Source organism: Pontibacter indicus, assembly GCF_900156345.1.
In the GTDB taxonomy this organism is placed as follows: Bacteria; Bacteroidota; Bacteroidia; order Cytophagales; family Hymenobacteraceae; genus Pontibacter; species Pontibacter indicus.
Genome location: NZ_FTPP01000002.1, coordinates 998,751 through 1,016,742 on the forward strand (window position 1 = coordinate 998,751; position 17,992 = coordinate 1,016,742).

The window sequence follows — 17,992 nt, forward strand, 5'->3', positions numbered from 1 at the left end:
TGTGGCCGTATGGTTTACGGCTTTTCATAAGAGTATAAGGTGGAAGAGCAAGTGCCGAACGAGCCAAGGTATAACTTATCTCCATGGGAGAAGCCGGAGTATTGCTCGTTGCTCACGCAGCCTGGGTAGACGGCTAATTTTTCCCATGCATTCTGTTCCGCACTGAAACGAAGTAAGGCTCTATCACCCTTCGCGCTGATCGCGTAGCCGGTTCCCTGGTGGGTGAAAACCCGGAAAGGTCCGTTCAAACTGCTTTCCTCGGGCATGATCGCCACTTGTGACCAACTGTCCTGCTGTGGATTGTACAGCCAGGTGGCGTTTCCCACTACGGTATATGCTTTGCCATTGATCACAAAACCGGAGCCATTGTAGTTATTCCGGAATGGATTGAGCGCCTTTACCTCTTCTGTAGCAGGATCATATCGCCAGAGGGTCGTGTTACTGTTGGTGTTGCGTCCTCCGAAGAAGTAGATGTAGCCCTCGTGTGCGAAGCTGCTAGCGTCGGAAACGCCGAAGGTCAACCCTTTCTTCTGCAACCAGCTGTTATTGCTGATGTCAAATTCCCATACCGACATAAAGATGGTATAATATTGGTGATTTCCCCCGATGAGGTACACCTTGTCACCGACTCTATGCATCATGGAGCCGTTGCGGGCCTGTCCGGGAAAAGCACCTTCATTCCGCCAGATGCCAGTTTCTACTTCGTAACTGATCAGGCGATCATAAGAAAAGAAGTAGGCTTTCCCACCCGCCGTGAAGGAAGGCAAGTGTGGTGTTGATGCTGGAACAGAAGCGGGCTTACTGGAAGCCACTTTGAAGCCCGATTCCAAGGTATAGGAATAAGGTAAAGTGGCCGTTTTGTTTCCGCGGATAACGGCTACGGTCAAAGGCTTGTCATACAGATCTGGTGTGAACACTGGTACTTTTACTTTGATCTCTGTATCAGCCACCGAGACAACTGTAGCGGATTTGCTGCCAATGCGCACAGAGGGGTTCCAGCTGGAGTAGCTTAAGTTTTTACCATAGATGATCAGCTCATCTCCGGGCATTCCGCTGCTTGCGGAGAGGTGGCTAATGGTTGGGCCAATGATCTCAAACTCCCCAGGTGCTGTTATGCGCTCTCCACGGACGGTCACGGCAAGCGGGAAGCTTCCGGAGTAAGACACCGTTGGGGTGCGGATGATGACGCTGTCGCGGTGAACGGACATAACGCTTGCCTGTGCGTTTCCAATAGTCACCTTAACCTGATAGCTATCTTCTCCAAAGTTCTTTCCATAAATGGTGACATTTCTGTTGTCCTCGGCGGCCTTTGGGCTGAAGGAATGGATGACCGGGGTAGCGGTGCTTTGGCTTTTGAACGGTAAGGAAGTGCCGTAGGTGATGTGCTGGCCGTGCTTCGCATAGGCCTGCACTTTGTAGGAATATCCCTTCACGAGGTCGTCGGTTAACCTGGCTTCGTACTCGCCGGTACTGGCGGTGGTCCCCACCACCTTTCTCGAAACACTCTTGCTATTGTTTACCGTCGTGTACTCAAACCCGTATTCCGTTACCGGCTCGTTTCCAAATTTTACGATTTCGCCCCTAATCGTTGTTCCAGTGCTGTCAGGTATAACTTCCAGTGTTCTGATAATAGGGTATTTCTGTACCTCCGGGAAATCTTTTTCCTTGGCACAACCATAGATTAGCACCAACAAAAGGGCAAACGGTAATAATCTCAGCAGCTTCATAGATTGACCCTGATAGAGGTGGAAAAGTTGTTGATGGTATAGCCCTTGCCAACTACATGGCCAGTGCCAAGGCCCAGGTTGATGTAGTGTTTCGGTAAATAGAAAATCTGCAGCCCCGCACCGGCCACCATGCCAAAGCTTGCTTTTTGCAGCTGAAACACATCCTCATGCTCATGTATAGAAGTGGTGTTGTTGTAGTGCTTTGCCTCCAGCATGTTGCTGGACTGCTCTGCTACATAAAACAGTTCAGGGCCAGCCTCTACATAAAATGAAACCCTGTTGGCATTGAGGTAATAGCGGGGAGTAATGGACAGTTTCAAGAAATTGAGAGACAGTTGGATGTGCTGATCCAACGGAGTGCTGATGCGTGTAGTGGCATAAGCCATTTTGCCATAGCTTAACTGACTGACAATGCTCAGGTTGTTCACTTGCCAGACAGGTGACTCCACAAAAATCCCCGCCTCTGCGTTTTCAGATGTCATGCTGTACTCTCCAAATCCGTTCTCGGAGTAGGCATTAGAAGCCACTCGCATCGTGGAGCGGTTGAAGCTGGCGACGGCTCCGAAACTGAGCATGGACATCTTGGGGTTTTTGCCTTTGTTGATGTTGCGGGCAAAGTAGCGCAGGGATTGTTCCGATAGCCTGACACGCGGAAGCTGCCTTTTCCAGGACGGTGAACTGACCGCATACGGCTGCAGGTTCGTTTGCAGGTTTTCCTTCGTGAGTTGGGTAAGGTTGCTGTTGTTGAGATAAAATTGTTTGCCTCCCTCGCCGTGCGCCTCGTACAGGTTCAACTCGCCTTCGCTAAGCTCTCTCAAAAACAACATGCGCTTCTCTCCAAAGTACTCCACTTCGCGCGCCATATACCTGGTGCTGTCGATGTACCCAAACTCAGTCAGCTCATTGGCAGCATAAGTTTCGACAGGACTCTTTTTAGCTCTCTGAAACTCAACTTGAAAAGGCTTACGACGGTCGAACTGGATGTACCCATCTGTGTAGGCCGTGTCGCCCTGCACAATGTAGCCTTTGGATTGAGCCCAGGAGGGGGACCACCCTAAAAGCAGCATGAGAAAGAGGGGGAGGGTAAAGCAACTATTTTTGCGGTTCATTAGGTATGGTATAGGAAACCGAGCCGATTTTGCGGTAAATTTGTGAGACCAAATATAGATATAATATTATATATTTTTGGGGCGAAGAGGCTAACTATTAGATACATTGATGAGATGGCGAAATACAATTTGACATGGCAGGAGTCTGATGCACAACTGCTCGATGCTTTGTTGCTGGCAACAGGCGGAGAGGGCGGCGCTACGCTACAGGATGTTTTGCTGATGGCTGACGCCGTTGATGGTACAGTTTTTTCGCTGGAAGAAGTAACAGCAGGATTGGAGAAACTGACGGCTACCGGCTGCATTTCGGTGCAAAAAAACAAGCTATACCTGTCGCCCGATTTTCTGCAAGCATACGAAAAAACCACACTTGCCGAAGGGGTGGAAGAACAGTCAGCCCGGCCTCTGGAAAAGCTACTCCATCAGAAAGAAATTACAGCGGAAGCAATAGAGCAGGCGCGGAACAGCGTTTTCAAGAAGTACAAACTCAAGAACCACTACCAGCAGTACCTGGAGCAGTTTGGGTAAGGTAATGTGCTAATTTTTTAATGTGCTGATGTGTTAATTTCAATAGTGCATGCTCTGGCAGGTTTATCTTGAAAGTCTATCAGTAAATTACGAGATTCTTTAATACAAAAAGCAAAAGCCGCTGAAAACTCAGCGGCTTTTGCTTTTTGTATGTAGGAGTGCCTTCAGTACATTAGCACATTAAAAAATTAGCACATTACCCAATCTTTTCAAAACCCAGGTATGGGTGCAGTACTTTTGGCATGTTGATGCCGTCCGGTGTCTGGTTGTTTTCCAGCAGGGCAGCCACAATGCGTGGTAGGGCCAGGGCACTGCCGTTGAGCGTGTGCAGCAGTTGCGTCTTGCCCGACTCAGTTTTAGTGCGCAGCTTCAGACGGTTGGCCTGGTAGGTCTCAAAGTTAGAAGCAGAGCTTACTTCCAGCCAGCGGTTCTGAGCGGTAGAGTATACCTCCATATCGTAGGTGAGGGCAGAGGTGAAGCCCATGTCGCCGCCACACAAGCGCAGTACGCGGTAAGGCAACTCCAGCTTCTGCAGCAACCCTTGAATATAAGTACTCATCTCCTCCAGCGCTTCGTAGGACTTTTCCGGTAACGTGATCTGCACGATCTCCACTTTATCGAACTGGTGCAGCCGGTTGAGGCCGCGCACGTCGGCACCCCACGATCCGGCCTCTCTTCTAAAGCACGGCGTATGACCCGCATTTTTGATCGGCAGTTGCTCCGCTGGCACAATCACATCGCGGTAAATGTTCGTGATCGGCACCTCGGCAGTTGGGATCAGGTATAGGTTATCCTCGGTGGCGTGATACATCTGACCGTCTTTGTCAGGCAGCTGGCCGGTGCCGTAGCCAGAAGCTTCGTTTACCAAAATTGGCGGCTGCACCTCCATGTAACCGGCCTTGATGGCCTCGTCGAGGAAGAAGTTGATGAGGGCGCGCTGCAGACGGGCTCCCTGCTTCTTGTATACCGGGAAACCGGCGCCGGAAATCTTGTTTCCCAGCTCAAAGTCGATGATGTCGTACTGCTGTATGAGTTCCCAGTGCGGCAGGGCTCCTTCGTGCAAAGTAGGAATTTCGCCGTGCTGCAGAACTACTTCGTTGTCTTCTGCTGTTCTACCTTCAGGAACACTTGCATGCGGAATGTTCGGCAGCTTGTATAGTGCCTGCTGTATTTGCTCTTCGATGGCAGTCAGCTGCTCGCTCAGCGATTTGGTCTGCTGCTTTAACTCTGATGTTTCTGTTTTGTAGGCCTCTGCCTTTTCGCGGTCGCCGTTCTTCATCAGTATACCGATCTCCTTCGAAATGGTATTGGCACGGGCCTGCAGTTCATCGTGCTGGCTTTGCACCTGTCGGCGCTGTTGGTCCAGGGCTACAATGGCCTCTACCTCTTGGGCGGCGTTTTTGTAGTTTTTCTTGGTAAGTCCAGCTATCACATGTGCTGCCTGCTCCCTTAAAACGTTTAGCTGTAGCATAGTTTGGGTCGTTGTGTAGTTGCAAAAATATACTTTTTTAGGTTGTTAGCGGCATTTGCAAAATCTTTTAAGGAAAATCTGAAACATTTTCAACAAATTTTCCGCTAATATTTGTTAATTAATAAGCATTACAATAACATTGCAGTGCAATTTATGGCAGGCCCTTTCCTGAGCCTCACAAAACTCTATCGCATTCATTCATTTTCCGAATTAATAAGTCAAGCTCTCGCTGCGTCCGCCCACGCGTGTCAAGCAGGTTAATTTAACTACCATACCACATTTATGTACAATATTGAAGAATTGAAAGATAGGCTTCTTTCAGAACTCAAGGAAATTGCAGAAGACCTGGGTGTTAAGAATTTCAGAAAACTCAGCAAACAGGATCTGATCTACAAAATCCTTGATCAGCAAGCCATTACCCCTCCCGAGAAATTGCCGAAAAAAGTAAAATCCTCCTCTAGCACAGCCGCAGCCAGCGAACCAAGAGCTACTGAAAACACAATTACTATTAGTGAAGCGCCAGAGCCCCGCGAAGTACGGGAACCTCAGCCAGCCGAAGCGCCAGCCCCGGCAAGACCCATTCGTGAGGCAGCCCGCCGCGAACAAACCACCTCAACTTTAGTACAACAGCCAGCACCCGCCAAGGACCATGGTCCGCAGCGTGAGCGTGTAGCCGTTCGCCGCGATAACCGCAGCAGCGATGGCGCCACGCGTGAGCCACGTCAGGAACAGCAGCGTGTTGAGCGTACGGAGGCCCGCCCGGAGAGAACGGAGCAGCGTCCGGAACGTATCGAGCGAACTGAGGCTCAGCGCACGGAGCGCAACGATCGCAATGAAAGAAACGACAACCGCTCTGAGCAGCGTGAGTCGCGTCCGGAGGTAGGTAACCGCGCCGAGCAGCGCCCTGAGGTGGGAAACCGCAGTGATAACCGCAACGACCAGAACCGTGGCGGCGACAACTTCCAGCGTCGCCAGCAGAATGCGGCCGCAAGCAGCAACAACTTCCGCGAGTTTGACGGAATAATCCTAAATGAAGGTGTGTTGGAACTGATGCAGGACGGCTACGGCTTCCTTCGCTCGACACACTACAATTACCTGGCCTCGCCAGACGATATTTATGTATCTCCTTCGCAGATCAAATTGTTTGGTCTGAAGACGGGTGATACGGTAAAAGGACAGATCCGTCCGCCGAAAGAAGGGGAGAAGTACTTCGCCCTGCTGAAGGTAGACTCTGTGAACGGACGCACCACGGAGGAAATCCGCGACCGTATCCCTTTCCAGCACCTGACGCCGCTTTTCCCGGAAGAGCGCCTCAAACTGACTACCAAGCCAAACCTGCTTTCCACCCGTATCCTGGACTTGTTTGCCCCTATCGGTAAAGGCCAGCGTGGTATGATCGTGGCACAGCCGAAGACGGGTAAAACGGTACTGTTGAAAGAGATTGCCAACGCCATCTCCGAAAACCACCCGGAAGTATACCTGATGATCCTGCTCATTGACGAGCGTCCGGAAGAGGTAACCGACATGGCTCGCAGCGTGAAAGCGGAGGTAATCGCCTCTACGTTCGACGAGACTGCCGAGCGCCACGTGAAGGTTTCGAGCATTGTACTGGACAAAGCCAAGCGTATGGTAGAGTGCGGCCACGACGTAGTAATTCTGCTTGACTCCATTACGCGTCTGGCGCGTGCCTATAACACGGTGGTACCTTCATCCGGTAAGATCCTGTCGGGTGGTGTGGACGCTAACGCGCTGCACAAGCCGAAGCGCTTCTTCGGTGCGGCCCGTAACGTAGAAAACGGCGGCTCGCTTACCATCATCGCCACGGCCCTGATCGACACAGGTTCTAAAATGGACGAGGTGATTTTCGAAGAATTTAAAGGTACCGGTAACATGGAACTGCAACTAGACCGCAAACTGGCCAACCGCAGAATATACCCGGCTATCGACGTGCCGGCTTCCGGTACACGCCGCGAAGACCTGCTCATGGACCGCGACGAACTCAACCGCATCTGGATCCTGCGCAAATTTATGTCCGATATGAACTCCGTAGAAGCCATGGAATTCCTGAAAGACAGAATGCAGGGAACCAAGAGCAACGAAGAGTTTTTGATCTCGATGAACGGGTAAACTTCGGTATAAAAAAAGAGCCCTGTTGCTTTGGGGCAACAGGGCTCTTTTTTTATACCGAAGTTGATTTAGTGATTTAGTGATTGAGTGATTTTTGAATTTTGAATGAACTAGAAGCTTGATTTTTTGATTTCCACAGGTAATCAATTTAGAATACTGTGAATACTGAACGTTTACCAAAAGAACAATTTGCTGAACTTTTCAGACAACGCACTAAGCGGCTTGCATTGGACGTCATCAAGTTTAGCAAACAATTGCCGAAAACTGAGGAAGCAGTAATTATGAAACGGCAGTTGTTGCGGTCTGCCACATCGGTTGCGGCAAACTATAGAGCGGCGTGCAGGGCGAGGTCATCAGCAGAATTTTATGCAAAGCTTAGCATCGTGGTAGAAGAGGCTGATGAAAGCCTTTTCTGGCTGGAGCTTCTGGAAGAATCTGGTACGACATCAGCAGTATCTGTTCAAGCGCTTAAGCAAGAATTTACCGAGGTGCTATCCACCATGGCCAAAGCACGTAAATCCATGAGTAATTAATTAGAATCACTCACCCACTCCATCACTCATTCAAAAATTATAAATCACTCATCCACTCAATCACTAACCCACTAAATCCATTCCTCAGCTCCAAAACGGATAATCTGGCCGATCCAGCAGGTATACAGTATACGTCAGCACCAGGCCGTAAACAATGTGGGCAAAAACGAGCGTGGTCAGGTAAGTGCGGAGTGCTATGAGGGGTGGCCTTGGATGCACCAGGAAAAACAGGTACCAGAGGAACATCGCGATCAGGCCGTGCGCGAGCCCGAACAGGAAACCCCAGGAAGCATTGATAAGCCCGACACCGGAATGCCAGAGCGCGATGTAGAAAAGTGCAAAAATAATCCCGACCAAGTAGTGCGCCACGGTGCCGTATACCTTGGTGCTGGTCGCTTCTGAAAGCGAACCGTCGGGCTGGGTGCGATTGGTGAGCATGGTGCCCAATATCCGGATTACTTTCATAACACGGTGCGTCGCGAAGGATAGCAGGTATAGGAAGGCCGTCATGGCGGCAGTGGCGGCAAGCCCACCTATTACAGCGTAGAGAAGTTTCATACGGAAACGCTTTTTGCTGTTATACGGAATCAGGGTATGGAGTTATAACGTGCCGATGGGCCTGATAATCAATTGTATTAGACGAAGTGCAGTAAGAGTATCAGGAAGAAAGCCAGGCTGATGCAGAGCGACGAGACCTTGTTCATGCGCATCGTGTTTTCAAAATTCACCTCCCCAGGATCTTGCCACGACCGCCGCACCCAGTTTAAAAAGTAGTAAGTGATGGGCGCGGTGCAGAGCAGAAAAACCAATACGCTGTAAATCTGCCCCAGCATCAGGTATAGCCCGATCAGAAGTGCTGCTCCCAAGCCAAGCGCTAAACCTGCAAACACAAAAGTGCCCCGTATACCTAGCAGTAAACTCAGTGTCTTGTCACCTCGTTCGGCGTCTTCCTGGTGCTGGTAAATTTGTGTAAGCGGATAGGAACCACACAAAAAGAGTGTGCTCACCAAGGCAAACCAGCTATTGGGTGGCTGCAGAATTTTCTGTATTTCTAGACCAGATCCCAACTGTACCATCAGAAAGGTAAAGCCTCCCTGAAAGACCGTCACCACCAGCGTGCTGATGACAGGATACTTCTTAAGACGAATACCTCGGTGACTGTAAGCTTTGGACACCAACAGGTATAGCGCGACCGCCAGCGCGAAAAGTGGCGATAGGAAAAAGCTGAAAAGCAAAGAGAGTGCATCAAAGAGGAGCACGAGGTGGTACAGCTCCTGCGTGACTTTAGGTGGTTGCCGAAGCCCACCGATGCTGCCCTCATCGCGATCGTGGTAGGAGTTGTAGCCGTTACTGGCAGGGTATACGAGCACGTGCAGAATCAGGAACACAGCCGCCGCCCGCCACCAGGTATAGCCATCAGCCACGCTCAGCGCAAACCAGTACACCGGCATCAGGTATACCGAAAACGGCACCCGCATCAGCGTCAGGGCGCTGCTGTATTTTCCGATCCAAGGTATAGCGACTGGCTTCAATTTAGGATTGTTGGTTGTTGATTGTTATTTGTTAATTGTTGATTGCTGGTTGCTGGTTGTTAGATGGTTAAATTGCTGTCTTAAAATTTTGCTCAAATCGACTTGATCTAATAAACTATAGGTTTTTTCTCCTGCTGATTTTTCCCAACGACTATCAACAATTAGCAATCAGCAATTAGCAATCAACATTCAGCAATCAACAATTCACCTCTCCGGGTAACCCATCAGGTAAATGACCTGCTTGCCGGGTCCGCCTCCGACAATGCCGCTGCGCCAGGTATAGTCGGGCGGTGTTTCGACTCGGGCAACCAATTCGTTCAGCATCCGGGGGTTGTAGATCCGGAACAGCGATACAAGTCCATCCCACAATATGCCCAACGGAATAATCGGGATGAGGTATGTGAAGAACAGCCGACTGAGTTTAAATGGTCGGATAAAGGGCGTTACGACCAGGATGATGATCGGGAAGGTGAACAGGAAAATGATTAGCTCCAGCCAGGACTTTCCGCTGCCTTCAAAAATGCCGATGGGCGCCCGCTGGTCGGCCGCGTTTTGCAGGATGGCCACCGCCTGATCGGGCTTGAAATGATGAAAAGAAGAAAAAATGGTGCGAACTCCCTGTATTTGTGGTGGCACTTTGGTGGCATCCACCGGAGAGGCAATGAAGTCGATCTGGCCACCGGACTCGGCTTGCAGAAACTCGTAAGCGCCCAGGTTAGGGTATAGGTCGGACAAGGTAACACGCACCGGCTCGCCCATGCGTTGGCTCAGAGCTCGGCGTATACCTGCTATGCCGCCGCCGGCGCCGGAGCAAATGTCTGTGAAATGATGTTGGTCGCTGCGACGGAGGAGATCCTCCAGCAAAGGTATAGCCGGGCCGTAGGCACCGAGCTTGGAGATCATGAAGCGGAGAAAATCGAGCATGCCCTGGCGGAAAATGTGCGGAAACCAGGGCTGGTCTTCAAATTCGAAAAGGTGCAGGCGGAAGTTCAAGGGCAGCAGCGGTAGTTTTGTTCGCATACTGCCCTTCGCCTGTAAAAGTTGCTAAGGCAATGTGGTGCCGCGCTGGCTCATCCAGGGGTGCAGCTCCATGATCAGCTTGCCGGCTTTCACGGCCGGGTCTGCCTCGGTCAGGGCTTTTGCTTCTTCCAGCGTTGCTACGTCGAAAATGAAGATGCCGCGCAACTCGCCATTGTCTAGAAACGGACCGGCCATCACCAGTTTGCCATCGGCGGCCATCTTACGGATGTGGGCCATGTGCCCGCGCTGGATGCTGTTCACCTCGGCGGTGTCGGTAGGTTGGTAAGGACCTTTTTTGAGCAGCGCCATGTAGTAGGTCTTCATCTGGCTCATGTCCATCTCACCCGACTTTTTAGGCGCTTGCTGCGCTGTGGTGGCTGGTGCTTTTTTAGTCGCTGGTTTCGACTTGGATTGCGCCTGTGCGCCCAGCGTGCAGCAGAGGCCAAGTGCCAGGGCTATACCTGTGGTTTGTAGCAGTTTTTTCATGAAAGTAAAGGTATGGGAAATCATTTACTTTCTACAATACCAGTCGCACCGGCCCCAATGCGGAAGCCATCGCCGGAATTGCTGAACAATTGCCAGTATTCTTCCTGCGGCTTACCCAGGTCAGGAGCCAGCACCAGGCGGTCGCCGTTCACAAATGTCAGCGCAATGCCGTAGGCGTCTCTGATCTCGCTCGACTCGATGGCCAATCCCTGGCTGCTGATCACCACGCCCTGCAGGCGCTGGTCGCGGAGGTTGGCGCCGGGCACTTTCCAGTCGAATTTGGGGGAGGGCAGGCCGGGCTCGCGCTTGCGCATGAATACTTCGCTGTGCTTGATGGTTTCGCCCTTGGCCAGCTCGAAAGTCCAGGGGCAATTCACGGCCAGGGTATAGAGGCCGACGTCCAGGATGAGGCCCTGCGGCGTGGTATAGTTGGTTTTACCGAAATGGAAGTACTGCACCAGTTCACGGCGGGTAGTTTTGGTCAGCGGCAGGCCCTTGATCTTGTCGAAAGCTGCCTGTAATTGCTCTTGCATGGGGTACGGGGAATGCTACATGGCAAAGATAGGCAGGGCCCGCCAAAGTTATAACAGCTTCTGTATATTGCTGACTAAGTTTTATGCGTTTCTGAGAAAGTATTTGTACACAAAAGGTATATTTGCAGTAGATTAGAAAGAAGCGTTCCGGAAATTACAGGCAATTTGCCCTGACGATATAACATGCTGCAAGAGCAAGAAAAAGAACAAGTAAAGCAACCGGTTAAGAAGAGAAGGTCCGTGTACGGCAGTATAATCGGCTATACCTGGAAACTCTTTCTGCTGGGGCTGATGGTGGTGGTCGGCTACCTGGTGAGTGTGGAGTACAACATCTTCTACCTTTTCGGTTCCTCTCCGAGTCTGGACAGGCTGGAAAACCCGCGCAGCGACCAGGCCTCCGAGCTCTATACCGCCGACGGACAACTGATCGGCAAGTACTTCCGCGAAAACCGTAGCCCAGTTGGCTACAAGCAAATGTCGCCGACGCTCATTAACGCCCTGATCGCCACCGAAGACATCCGTTTTTACGAACACGCAGGTATAGACCCCACCGCTATTTTCGGGGCCGTGTACGACAACCTGCGCGGCGAAAGCCGGGGCGGCAGTACTATTACGCAGCAGCTGGCCAAGAACCTCTACAAGACCCGCACCGACGACTCAAGAGGCGTGCTGGGCCATATCCCCGGCCTCAACATCGTTATCTCCAAAACAAAAGAGTGGCTCACGGCCATCAAGCTGGAGCAGCGCTATACCAAAGAGGAGATCCTGGCCATGTACCTCAACACCGTGGACTTCGGCAGTAACTCCTTCGGTATACAGGTCGCCTCCAAGACCTTCTTCAACACCTCGCCCGACAGCCTTAAGCCCGAACAAGCCGCCGTGCTGGTGGGACTGCTGAAAGCCCCGACTTACTACAGTCCGCGTTTCAATCCGGAGAACTCCACCCGCCGCCGTAACACCGTACTGGCGCAGATGGCCAAGTACGACTACCTAACTGCTACCCAGGCCGACTCGCTGAGCCAACTGCCGCTGGTGTTGGACTATAAAGTAGAGAACCACTACGACGGACCGGCGACTTATTTCCGGGGTGCTGTGGCCGACTTTATGAAGGAATGGTGCAAGGAGAACGGCTACGACCTGTACCGCGATGGCCTGAAGGTGTACACTACCATCGACTCGCGCATACAGGCGCATGCCGAAGCCGCTATGGACCAGCAGATGCGCACCCTGCAGCGCCGCTTCGACAACCACTGGAAGGGCCAAAACCCCTGGGTGGATGAGAAGAACCGCGAGATTCCGAACTTCATCGAAGAAACCATCAAGCGTACGGACTATTACAAGCGCCTCAAAAAGAAGCATGGCGACAACATCGCTGCCATCAACAAGGAACTGAACACACCCCGCGAGATGAAAGTCTTCACCTGGGACAACCCGGAGCGCGAGAAAGTGGTTACCCTGTCTCCGCTGGACTCGCTGCGCTATTACAAGCGTTTCCTGCATGGCGGTATGATGACGATGGACCCCTTCTCCGGCGAGATCAAGGCCTGGGTAGGCGGCATCAACTACAAGTACTTCAAGTTTGACCACGTGAAGCAGGCGCGACGCCAGCCAGGCTCTACCTTCAAGCCCTTCGTGTATGTGGCCGCCATCGACAACGGCTACTCACCTTGCGACAAGATCGTCGACACGCGCATCACCATCAACTACGTGGAGAAAGGGGAGAAGAAAAGCTGGTCGCCCACCAATGCCGACTGGCAGTATACCGGAGCCCCGATGACGCTCCGCCGCGGCATGGGCAAATCGGTGAACTCCGTGACGGCACAGCTAACCGAGCTGGTTGGCTGGGAGACCGTGGTAGACTATGCGCACAAGCTGGGCATCACCAGCCCGCTAGACAAGGTACCATCAATTGGACTGGGGCCAAGCGATGTATCGGTTTACGAAATGGTGGGCGCCTACAGTACCTTTCCGAATCATGGTTTCCATACTGAACCGCGCTTCATCACCCGCATCGAAGACCGCGAAGGCAACCTGATCGAGCAGTTTGTGCCGGAGCAGAAAAAAGTGCTGAGCGAAGAAACGGCCTTCCTGATGATGCACATGCTCAAGGGAGGTATAGAGGAGCCGGGCGGCACCTCTCAGGCGCTGTGGGAATATGACCTCTGGAAAGGAAACGAGATCGGCGGTAAGACCGGTACCACCTCCAACCACTCCGACGGCTGGTTTATGGGTGTAACCAAAGACCTCGTGACAGGTGTATGGGTAGGCGGCGAGGACCGCAGCATCCACTTCCGTACCTCTAACCTGGGTGAGGGCTCCAAAACGGCCTTACCAGTATACGGCCTTTTCATGGAGCGCATTTACAAAGACAAAGACCTCGGCTATACCATGGGCCGCTTCCCGGGTCCGACTGTCAAGATCAGTAAGAAGTATAACTGCACCACGGTGCTGCCGAAGGTGGAGGAGCCAGACTCGCTTTTCTTCGATCTGAATTTTGAGATCCCGGAGCTGATCGACACCTTCTAAGCTATACCTGAACCACATAAAACAACAGCGCCGACTAGAGCATAGTCGGCGCTGTTGTTTTGAAGTATGGTGCTACACCTGTGATACGAGTCGGGCAAGTATAGAGAATCAGTTTTTGTCAGTGCTTTTGCTGTAGAAAGAATCCAGTGCTTCGTCCAGGTAATTGTACTCGAAGGTAAAGCCAGTTTGCAGCACTTTGTTGGCGCTCACGCGCTGGCCGCTCAGCACCACATCGCTCATCTCACCCAGCATCAGGTTCAAGGCAAAGGAAGGTACTTTGGGCAAGACCAGCGGTTTGTGCATGGCTTCGGCCAGGGCTTCTGTAAACTCCTGGTTGGTGACGGGGTGGGGTGCTACGGCATTGTACACGCCGGCAAACTGAGTGTCTTCGATGGCCCGGATGTAGAGGCGGCAGAGGTCGTCGATGTGGATCCAGGACATGTACTGTTTGCCGCTGCCGAGCGGTGCGCCTGCCATCATCTTGACGGGCTTAGCCATCTGCGGCAGCGCACCTCCTTTTTCGCTCAGCGCTATACCTGTGCGCAGGATGACGGTGCGTATACCCAGGTCTTTGATCTGCCAGGCGGCTGCTTCCCATGCTTTGCATACCTCGGCCATAAAATCATCGCCATAGCTGCTTTCCTCCGACATGAGTTGGTCGCCGGAGTTGCCGTAAATACCAATAGCCGAGGAGGAAATAAAGCCCTTGACGTGGTGCTTGTTCTGTCGCAGCTCATCGAACAGCAGCTGCGTGCTGTCCACCCGACTGCTCAGAATTTCGCGCTTGCGCTCTTTCGTCCATTTCTCATCAGCCAGCCCGGCGCCTGCCAGGTGGATGATGTAGTCGGCATAGGTGATGGCATTCTCATCGATAGACCCCTCCTTGATGTTCCAGCGGAAGGTCTTGTAATGGGAGAACTTGTCGGGAGCTCTGGACAGGTGCGCCACCTCATAGCCCTGATCGATGAGCATCTCCGAAAGACGCGACCCGATCAGCCCTGAACCACCTGTTATGAGTATTTTCCCAGCCATAGCTACTAGTCTTTGTTATGAATTATATAGAAATATATCTATACGGGTAAGGACTAACTGAAAGTTGCTTTCAACGATCAAAACCAGCAGGCTGCGCGAAGGTTTGCTCAGGCGAGGCTTATTTCTGTCGGATGTGGTTCAGAAACTCGTTGCGGTACTGGTCCTGCTCAAACAGACCCGAGTACTCCGCCGTGATCGTGCTGCTGCTCACATCATTCACGCCGCGGCTCATCACACAAAGGTGGTCCGCCTCAATCAGCACAGCCACATTCTCGGTCTGCAGCGCCTGTTTCAGTTCGTTGGCGATCTGCATGGTCATGCGCTCCTGCACCTGCGGACGGCGGGCGTAGTACTGCACAATGCGGTTCAGCTTGGAGAGGCCGATCACATGCTCGTTGGGCATGTAGGCGACGTGCGCTTTGCCGATGATGGGCACGAAGTGATGCTCGCAGGAAGAGTACACGGTGATGTCGCGCTCCACCAGCATCTGCTTGTACTTGTACTTGTTCTCGAAGCGGCGGATAACCGGCTTGTTTTCCGGGTGCAGGCCACTGAAGATCTCCTGCACATACATTTTGGCCACGCGCAGCGGCGTTCCCTTCAGGCTGTCGTCGGTGAGGTCGAGGCCCATGGTATGCATAATTTCGCGGAAGTGCCTTTCGATGATCACGATCTTCTCCGCGTCAGAAAGGGCAAATGCGTCAGGGCGCAACGGTGTTTCCAGAGAGCCCATCATGTGGTCATCTATCTCCTCTGCTCCGTGGCCCAGGTCCTGGTTATCCATTATATTCAACAAAGTTTCGTTCAGTTTCATAAAGCGTTACCGCCAGGTCGTATTCCCGGCTTATTTTCTCCCGTAGCCGCTCCCAGATCACGATGGCAATGTTCTCGGCGGTGGGGTTCAGTTGCCTGAACTCCTCGGTGTCGAGGTTGAGGTTTTTGTGGTCAAACCGGTCGATCACTTCCTCCTTTACCAGCGTGCTGAGCTTTTTCATGTCGTACACATAGCCTGTGTCTTCGTTCACGGCACCCGTCAGCTTCACGATGAGCTCGTAGTTGTGCCCGTGGAAGTTGGGGTTGTTGCATAGCCCGAAAACCTCCGCGTTCTGCTCGTCGCTCCAGGCCGGGTTGTGCAGGCGGTGTGCGGCATTAAAGTGCTCTTTTCTGCAGATCGTTATTTTCATTGCGGTTCCAACAGGTGGGCCTGGGTTATTGTTCGCGTACGTGAAAAATTCATATTTAAGCTGCCCGGGCTGTAAACTTACAAAGGTAAGGTTTGGGAAGCGCGAACCCAAACGGAACGGCCGCTAAATTAATCCCGTGGCTTATATCTGAAATATGCTATGGATTAGCTATTTTCGTAGGTATACGATTGTTCCTGTCAAATCATTATTTCTATTAGAGTATGCGAGTAAAAGGATTGTTGGTAGCGGCCATGCTGCTGGTATCGGGTATGGCGAGTGCGCAGGTCATGCGTGTAGAAGAAAGCGAGCAGGTGGTTAGCGGTATCAAGCGCAGCGGCCAGCAGCTGAGCGTGCAGCTGGACCCGAAGTTTGTGGAGAAAATTTGGAAAGACCATCTGTCAAAAGAGGCGGGCAAGGTGAAGCAGTCGAAGGGCGTTTACACGGTAGAGGAGGCCAACCTGATCAGCATCAGCAAACAGCCTGTGCGCGTGATCTCCACGGTTGGTACGCAGGCTAATGGCAGCTACGTCTGGTGGTCGCTTGACATGGGCACCACCCACCTGGATAAAAACGCGACGCCGGAGGTATACGCGGCGGCCGAACAGTTCATGGAGAGCTTCGGCAAGAAGCTGTATCAGGAAGACGTGCTGCTGCAGATAAACGAAGCCGAGGCGGTGCTGCGCAGCACCAAGAAAGAGCAAGACCGTGTGGTGAAGCAAGCCAATGACCTGCAACTGAGCATAGAGCGCAACAAGAAACGCAAACAAGAGCTGGAAGCCGAGCTGGTGCGCAATGCCGACGAGCTTCGCCAGCTGGAGCAAAATGTAGAACTTAACATCAAGCAGCAGGAGGCCAGCCGCCAGCAGGTACAGGCCATGGAAAAAGCGGTGGACGAGGTGAGAGCCAAGCTGCGCGAGATTAAGTAGGGTATAGCCGGTATAATTTGGTTCTATGAACAGTCAGTATAAATGAACGGGCCTTTCAAGGGTTTGCTTTCTGTATCTGTTTTACTTTTGCTATCCTCGTGTGAGGGAGACAGAAAGCAGGACGCTTATGTTGGTACGGATTCAGTAACAGAGGATAGCATTGCATCTGTCCATCAACGGCCTGTTATTACCATTTCAGAAGCGAATACTGACCTTGATAGCGTTGAAAATATTGAACGCCCAGCAGCAAGTGAAATAACAAATTTAAAGTTTCCATTAAGTAACCTGTATGGAATATGGACATATGACCCAGAAGGTCCACATGCTGACTTTGAATTAAATGAAAAATGGTTTTTTGTAGTAGACTATGATGGTGATGGAAGCATGCCCTATGTCATCAAACGAGATTCAATCATTGTTTACTATAACGATTTCATATCAAGAGGACTCATAAAAGAAGCTACTGGAGAAATACTCAAGATTTCGTGGGATGGGCAAGAAGCGACAAGGTATGTAAGGTGGGCTCAATGATTACATCACACAGCGCCAGCATGTAAGTCTAAGCCTTACAAGAGTTCGATAACCACTAAACAGAAAAGCCTCCACATCAGGAGGCTTTTCTGTTTCTATACCTTACAACTTCATCCAGCGCTGTATTTCCTGCTCGGCGAACTGCTCGTTGCGCCAGCCTACAAATTTGCTTTTGGCGGTGGGGTTGTGGTGCACGAACCAGTGCTGCAGGATGGCCTTGGCGGCAGGGTAGTCGGCGGTGAAGGAGTTGTAGTCCGGCGCATTGATGGTGCGCTCACTTGGCCTGGCTGGCACCGCTACGATTTTGTGGTCCAGCTCTCCATCGGTCTCCAGTTGCAGCACGCCCACCGGAATCACTTCCATTACGGTGCCGGTCGCGACAGTTCCCGTCAGCACCACCACCTCCAATGGTTTACGCTGTGCGTTGGTTTCGGTGGAGGGTATAAAGCCGAAGTTGGCAGGGTAGGGTAGGAAAGGGATGACACGATCCTTACCGGCTTGTTGCTCTGCTTCAAAGGCTTTCGTTTGCCGGTTATAATGCAGTTTTGTCGAGCTTCCGGCGGGCACTTCGATTACGGCCTGCAGCTGTTTCTTGCCATTGTAGGTAGGCAGGGCGGCGTAGTCTGTCTGGCAGGAGGTCAGCATTGCCAGCGACAGCAGCAGGAAGGTATAGCGTTGTAAGGTTTTCATGGGCGAAGGTATACGGGTAGGTATAACAGGTATAGCT

18 protein-coding genes are annotated in these 17,992 nt (G+C 51.9%); 6 read left to right on the plus strand and 12 right to left on the minus strand.

The features are described 5' to 3' along the window. Positions 1–14: 14 nt before the first annotated feature. Positions 15–1,727, minus strand: a complete 1,713-nt coding sequence (locus B0B12_RS13200; RefSeq protein WP_076669503.1) for an IPT/TIG domain-containing protein — start codon at positions 1,725–1,727, stop codon at positions 15–17. After that, complete coding sequence (locus tag B0B12_RS13205; RefSeq protein ID WP_076669504.1) at positions 1,724–2,794, minus strand: outer membrane beta-barrel protein; 1,071 nt, start codon at positions 2,792–2,794, stop codon at positions 1,724–1,726. The genes B0B12_RS13200 and B0B12_RS13205 overlap by 4 nt, the downstream gene beginning before the upstream one ends. Positions 2,795–2,950: 156 nt before the next feature. On the opposite strand from B0B12_RS13205, the gene B0B12_RS13210 reads away from it, so the two are divergent. Then, entirely contained in the window at positions 2,951–3,364 is a 414-nt protein-coding gene (locus tag B0B12_RS13210) for a hypothetical protein (RefSeq protein ID WP_076669506.1), read from the plus strand. 196 nt (positions 3,365–3,560) lie between these two features. Here B0B12_RS13210 and serS read toward each other — a convergent pair whose 3' ends face one another. Beyond that, complete coding sequence (gene serS / locus B0B12_RS13215; protein ID WP_076669507.1) at positions 3,561–4,835, minus strand: serine--tRNA ligase; 1,275 nt, start codon at positions 4,833–4,835, stop codon at positions 3,561–3,563. A 282-nt stretch (positions 4,836–5,117) separates the two neighbouring features. On the opposite strand from serS, the gene rho reads away from it, so the two are divergent. Then, the gene (gene rho / locus B0B12_RS13220; protein ID WP_076669509.1) at positions 5,118–6,962 is read left to right on the plus strand and encodes a transcription termination factor Rho; all 1,845 of its coding nucleotides are present in this window, start codon (positions 5,118–5,120) and stop codon (positions 6,960–6,962) included. Between the two features lie 158 nt (positions 6,963–7,120). Then, positions 7,121–7,495, plus strand: coding sequence for a four helix bundle protein (locus B0B12_RS13225; RefSeq protein ID WP_076669510.1), 375 nt, complete (start codon positions 7,121–7,123; stop codon positions 7,493–7,495). An 84-nt stretch (positions 7,496–7,579) separates the two neighbouring features. Here B0B12_RS13225 and B0B12_RS13230 read toward each other — a convergent pair whose 3' ends face one another. The 5 genes from B0B12_RS13230 to B0B12_RS13250 form a co-directional block, all read right to left on the minus strand. Further along, entirely contained in the window at positions 7,580–8,053 is a 474-nt protein-coding gene (locus B0B12_RS13230; RefSeq protein ID WP_076669512.1) for a hypothetical protein, read from the minus strand. Positions 8,054–8,130: 77 nt separating this feature from the next. Next, on the minus strand, positions 8,131–9,027 hold the full coding sequence (locus B0B12_RS13235) for a UbiA family prenyltransferase (protein WP_083704207.1): 897 nt from the start codon (positions 9,025–9,027) through the stop codon (positions 8,131–8,133). A 204-nt stretch (positions 9,028–9,231) separates the two neighbouring features. After that, on the minus strand, positions 9,232–10,047 hold the full coding sequence (locus tag B0B12_RS13240; RefSeq protein ID WP_076669515.1) for a hypothetical protein: 816 nt from the start codon (positions 10,045–10,047) through the stop codon (positions 9,232–9,234). Positions 10,048–10,071: 24 nt separating this feature from the next. After that, entirely contained in the window at positions 10,072–10,533 is a 462-nt protein-coding gene (locus B0B12_RS13245; RefSeq protein ID WP_244554705.1) for a YciI family protein, read from the minus strand. A gap of 20 nt (positions 10,534–10,553) precedes the next feature. After that, complete coding sequence (locus B0B12_RS13250; RefSeq protein WP_076669518.1) at positions 10,554–11,066, minus strand: hypothetical protein; 513 nt, start codon at positions 11,064–11,066, stop codon at positions 10,554–10,556. Between the two features lie 183 nt (positions 11,067–11,249). Between B0B12_RS13250 and B0B12_RS13255 the strand changes: the two genes are divergently transcribed. Next, on the plus strand, positions 11,250–13,592 hold the full coding sequence (locus B0B12_RS13255; RefSeq protein ID WP_139337804.1) for a penicillin-binding protein 1A: 2,343 nt from the start codon (positions 11,250–11,252) through the stop codon (positions 13,590–13,592). Between the two features lie 108 nt (positions 13,593–13,700). Here the strand turns inward: B0B12_RS13255 and B0B12_RS13260 are convergent, their stop codons facing one another. The 3 genes from B0B12_RS13260 to B0B12_RS13270 form a co-directional block, all read right to left on the minus strand. Next, positions 13,701–14,624 carry a TIGR01777 family oxidoreductase gene (locus B0B12_RS13260; RefSeq protein WP_076669519.1) on the minus strand — a complete coding sequence of 308 codons (924 nt, stop codon included), beginning with the start codon at positions 14,622–14,624 and terminating at the stop codon, positions 13,701–13,703. A 118-nt stretch (positions 14,625–14,742) separates the two neighbouring features. Further along, positions 14,743–15,438: a GTP cyclohydrolase I FolE gene (gene folE, locus B0B12_RS13265; RefSeq protein WP_425298498.1), complete on the minus strand. Its 696-nt coding sequence runs from the start codon at positions 15,436–15,438 to the stop codon at positions 14,743–14,745. Further along, a complete protein-coding gene (locus B0B12_RS13270) occupies positions 15,401–15,808 on the minus strand; it encodes a 6-pyruvoyl trahydropterin synthase family protein (RefSeq protein ID WP_076669522.1) in 408 nt (135 codons plus the stop codon). The genes folE and B0B12_RS13270 overlap by 38 nt, the downstream gene beginning before the upstream one ends. Before the next feature lie 221 nt (positions 15,809–16,029). Here B0B12_RS13270 and B0B12_RS13275 point away from each other — a divergent pair, with 221 nt between their 5' ends. Continuing rightward, entirely contained in the window at positions 16,030–16,734 is a 705-nt protein-coding gene (locus B0B12_RS13275) for a DNA repair ATPase (protein WP_244554706.1), read from the plus strand. A gap of 42 nt (positions 16,735–16,776) precedes the next feature. Further along, entirely contained in the window at positions 16,777–17,265 is a 489-nt protein-coding gene (locus B0B12_RS13280; RefSeq protein ID WP_076669525.1) for a hypothetical protein, read from the plus strand. 102 nt (positions 17,266–17,367) lie between these two features. Here the strand turns inward: B0B12_RS13280 and B0B12_RS13285 are convergent, their stop codons facing one another. Beyond that, complete coding sequence (locus B0B12_RS13285; RefSeq protein WP_076669527.1) at positions 17,368–17,955, minus strand: inorganic diphosphatase; 588 nt, start codon at positions 17,953–17,955, stop codon at positions 17,368–17,370. Positions 17,956–17,992: the final 37 nt, after the last annotated feature.

Coding starts and splice junctions, on each gene's coding strand:
- B0B12_RS13230 (WP_076669512.1), bottom strand. CDS start 8,053: ATGAAACTTCTCTACGCTGTAATAGGTGGGCTTGCCGCCACTGCCGCC.
- serS (WP_076669507.1), bottom strand. CDS start 4,835: ATGCTACAGCTAAACGTTTTAAGGGAGCAGGCAGCACATGTGATAGCT.
- B0B12_RS13260 (WP_076669519.1), bottom strand. CDS start 14,624: ATGGCTGGGAAAATACTCATAACAGGTGGTTCAGGGCTGATCGGGTCG.
- B0B12_RS13255 (WP_139337804.1), top strand. CDS start 11,250: ATGCTGCAAGAGCAAGAAAAAGAACAAGTAAAGCAACCGGTTAAGAAG.
- B0B12_RS13245 (WP_244554705.1), bottom strand. CDS start 10,533: ATGAAAAAACTGCTACAAACCACAGGTATAGCCCTGGCACTTGGCCTC.
- B0B12_RS13210 (WP_076669506.1), top strand. CDS start 2,951: ATGGCGAAATACAATTTGACATGGCAGGAGTCTGATGCACAACTGCTC.
- B0B12_RS13205 (WP_076669504.1), bottom strand. CDS start 2,794: ATGCTGCTTTTAGGGTGGTCCCCCTCCTGGGCTCAATCCAAAGGCTAC.
- rho (WP_076669509.1), top strand. CDS start 5,118: ATGTACAATATTGAAGAATTGAAAGATAGGCTTCTTTCAGAACTCAAG.
- B0B12_RS13275 (WP_244554706.1), top strand. CDS start 16,030: ATGCGAGTAAAAGGATTGTTGGTAGCGGCCATGCTGCTGGTATCGGGT.
- B0B12_RS13250 (WP_076669518.1), bottom strand. CDS start 11,066: ATGCAAGAGCAATTACAGGCAGCTTTCGACAAGATCAAGGGCCTGCCG.
- B0B12_RS13270 (WP_076669522.1), bottom strand. CDS start 15,808: ATGAAAATAACGATCTGCAGAAAAGAGCACTTTAATGCCGCACACCGC.
- B0B12_RS13200 (WP_076669503.1), bottom strand. CDS start 1,727: ATGAAGCTGCTGAGATTATTACCGTTTGCCCTTTTGTTGGTGCTAATC.
- B0B12_RS13240 (WP_076669515.1), bottom strand. CDS start 10,047: ATGCGAACAAAACTACCGCTGCTGCCCTTGAACTTCCGCCTGCACCTT.
- folE (WP_425298498.1), bottom strand. CDS start 15,438: ATGAAACTGAACGAAACTTTGTTGAATATAATGGATAACCAGGACCTG.
- B0B12_RS13285 (WP_076669527.1), bottom strand. CDS start 17,955: ATGAAAACCTTACAACGCTATACCTTCCTGCTGCTGTCGCTGGCAATG.
- B0B12_RS13280 (WP_076669525.1), top strand. CDS start 16,777: ATGAACGGGCCTTTCAAGGGTTTGCTTTCTGTATCTGTTTTACTTTTG.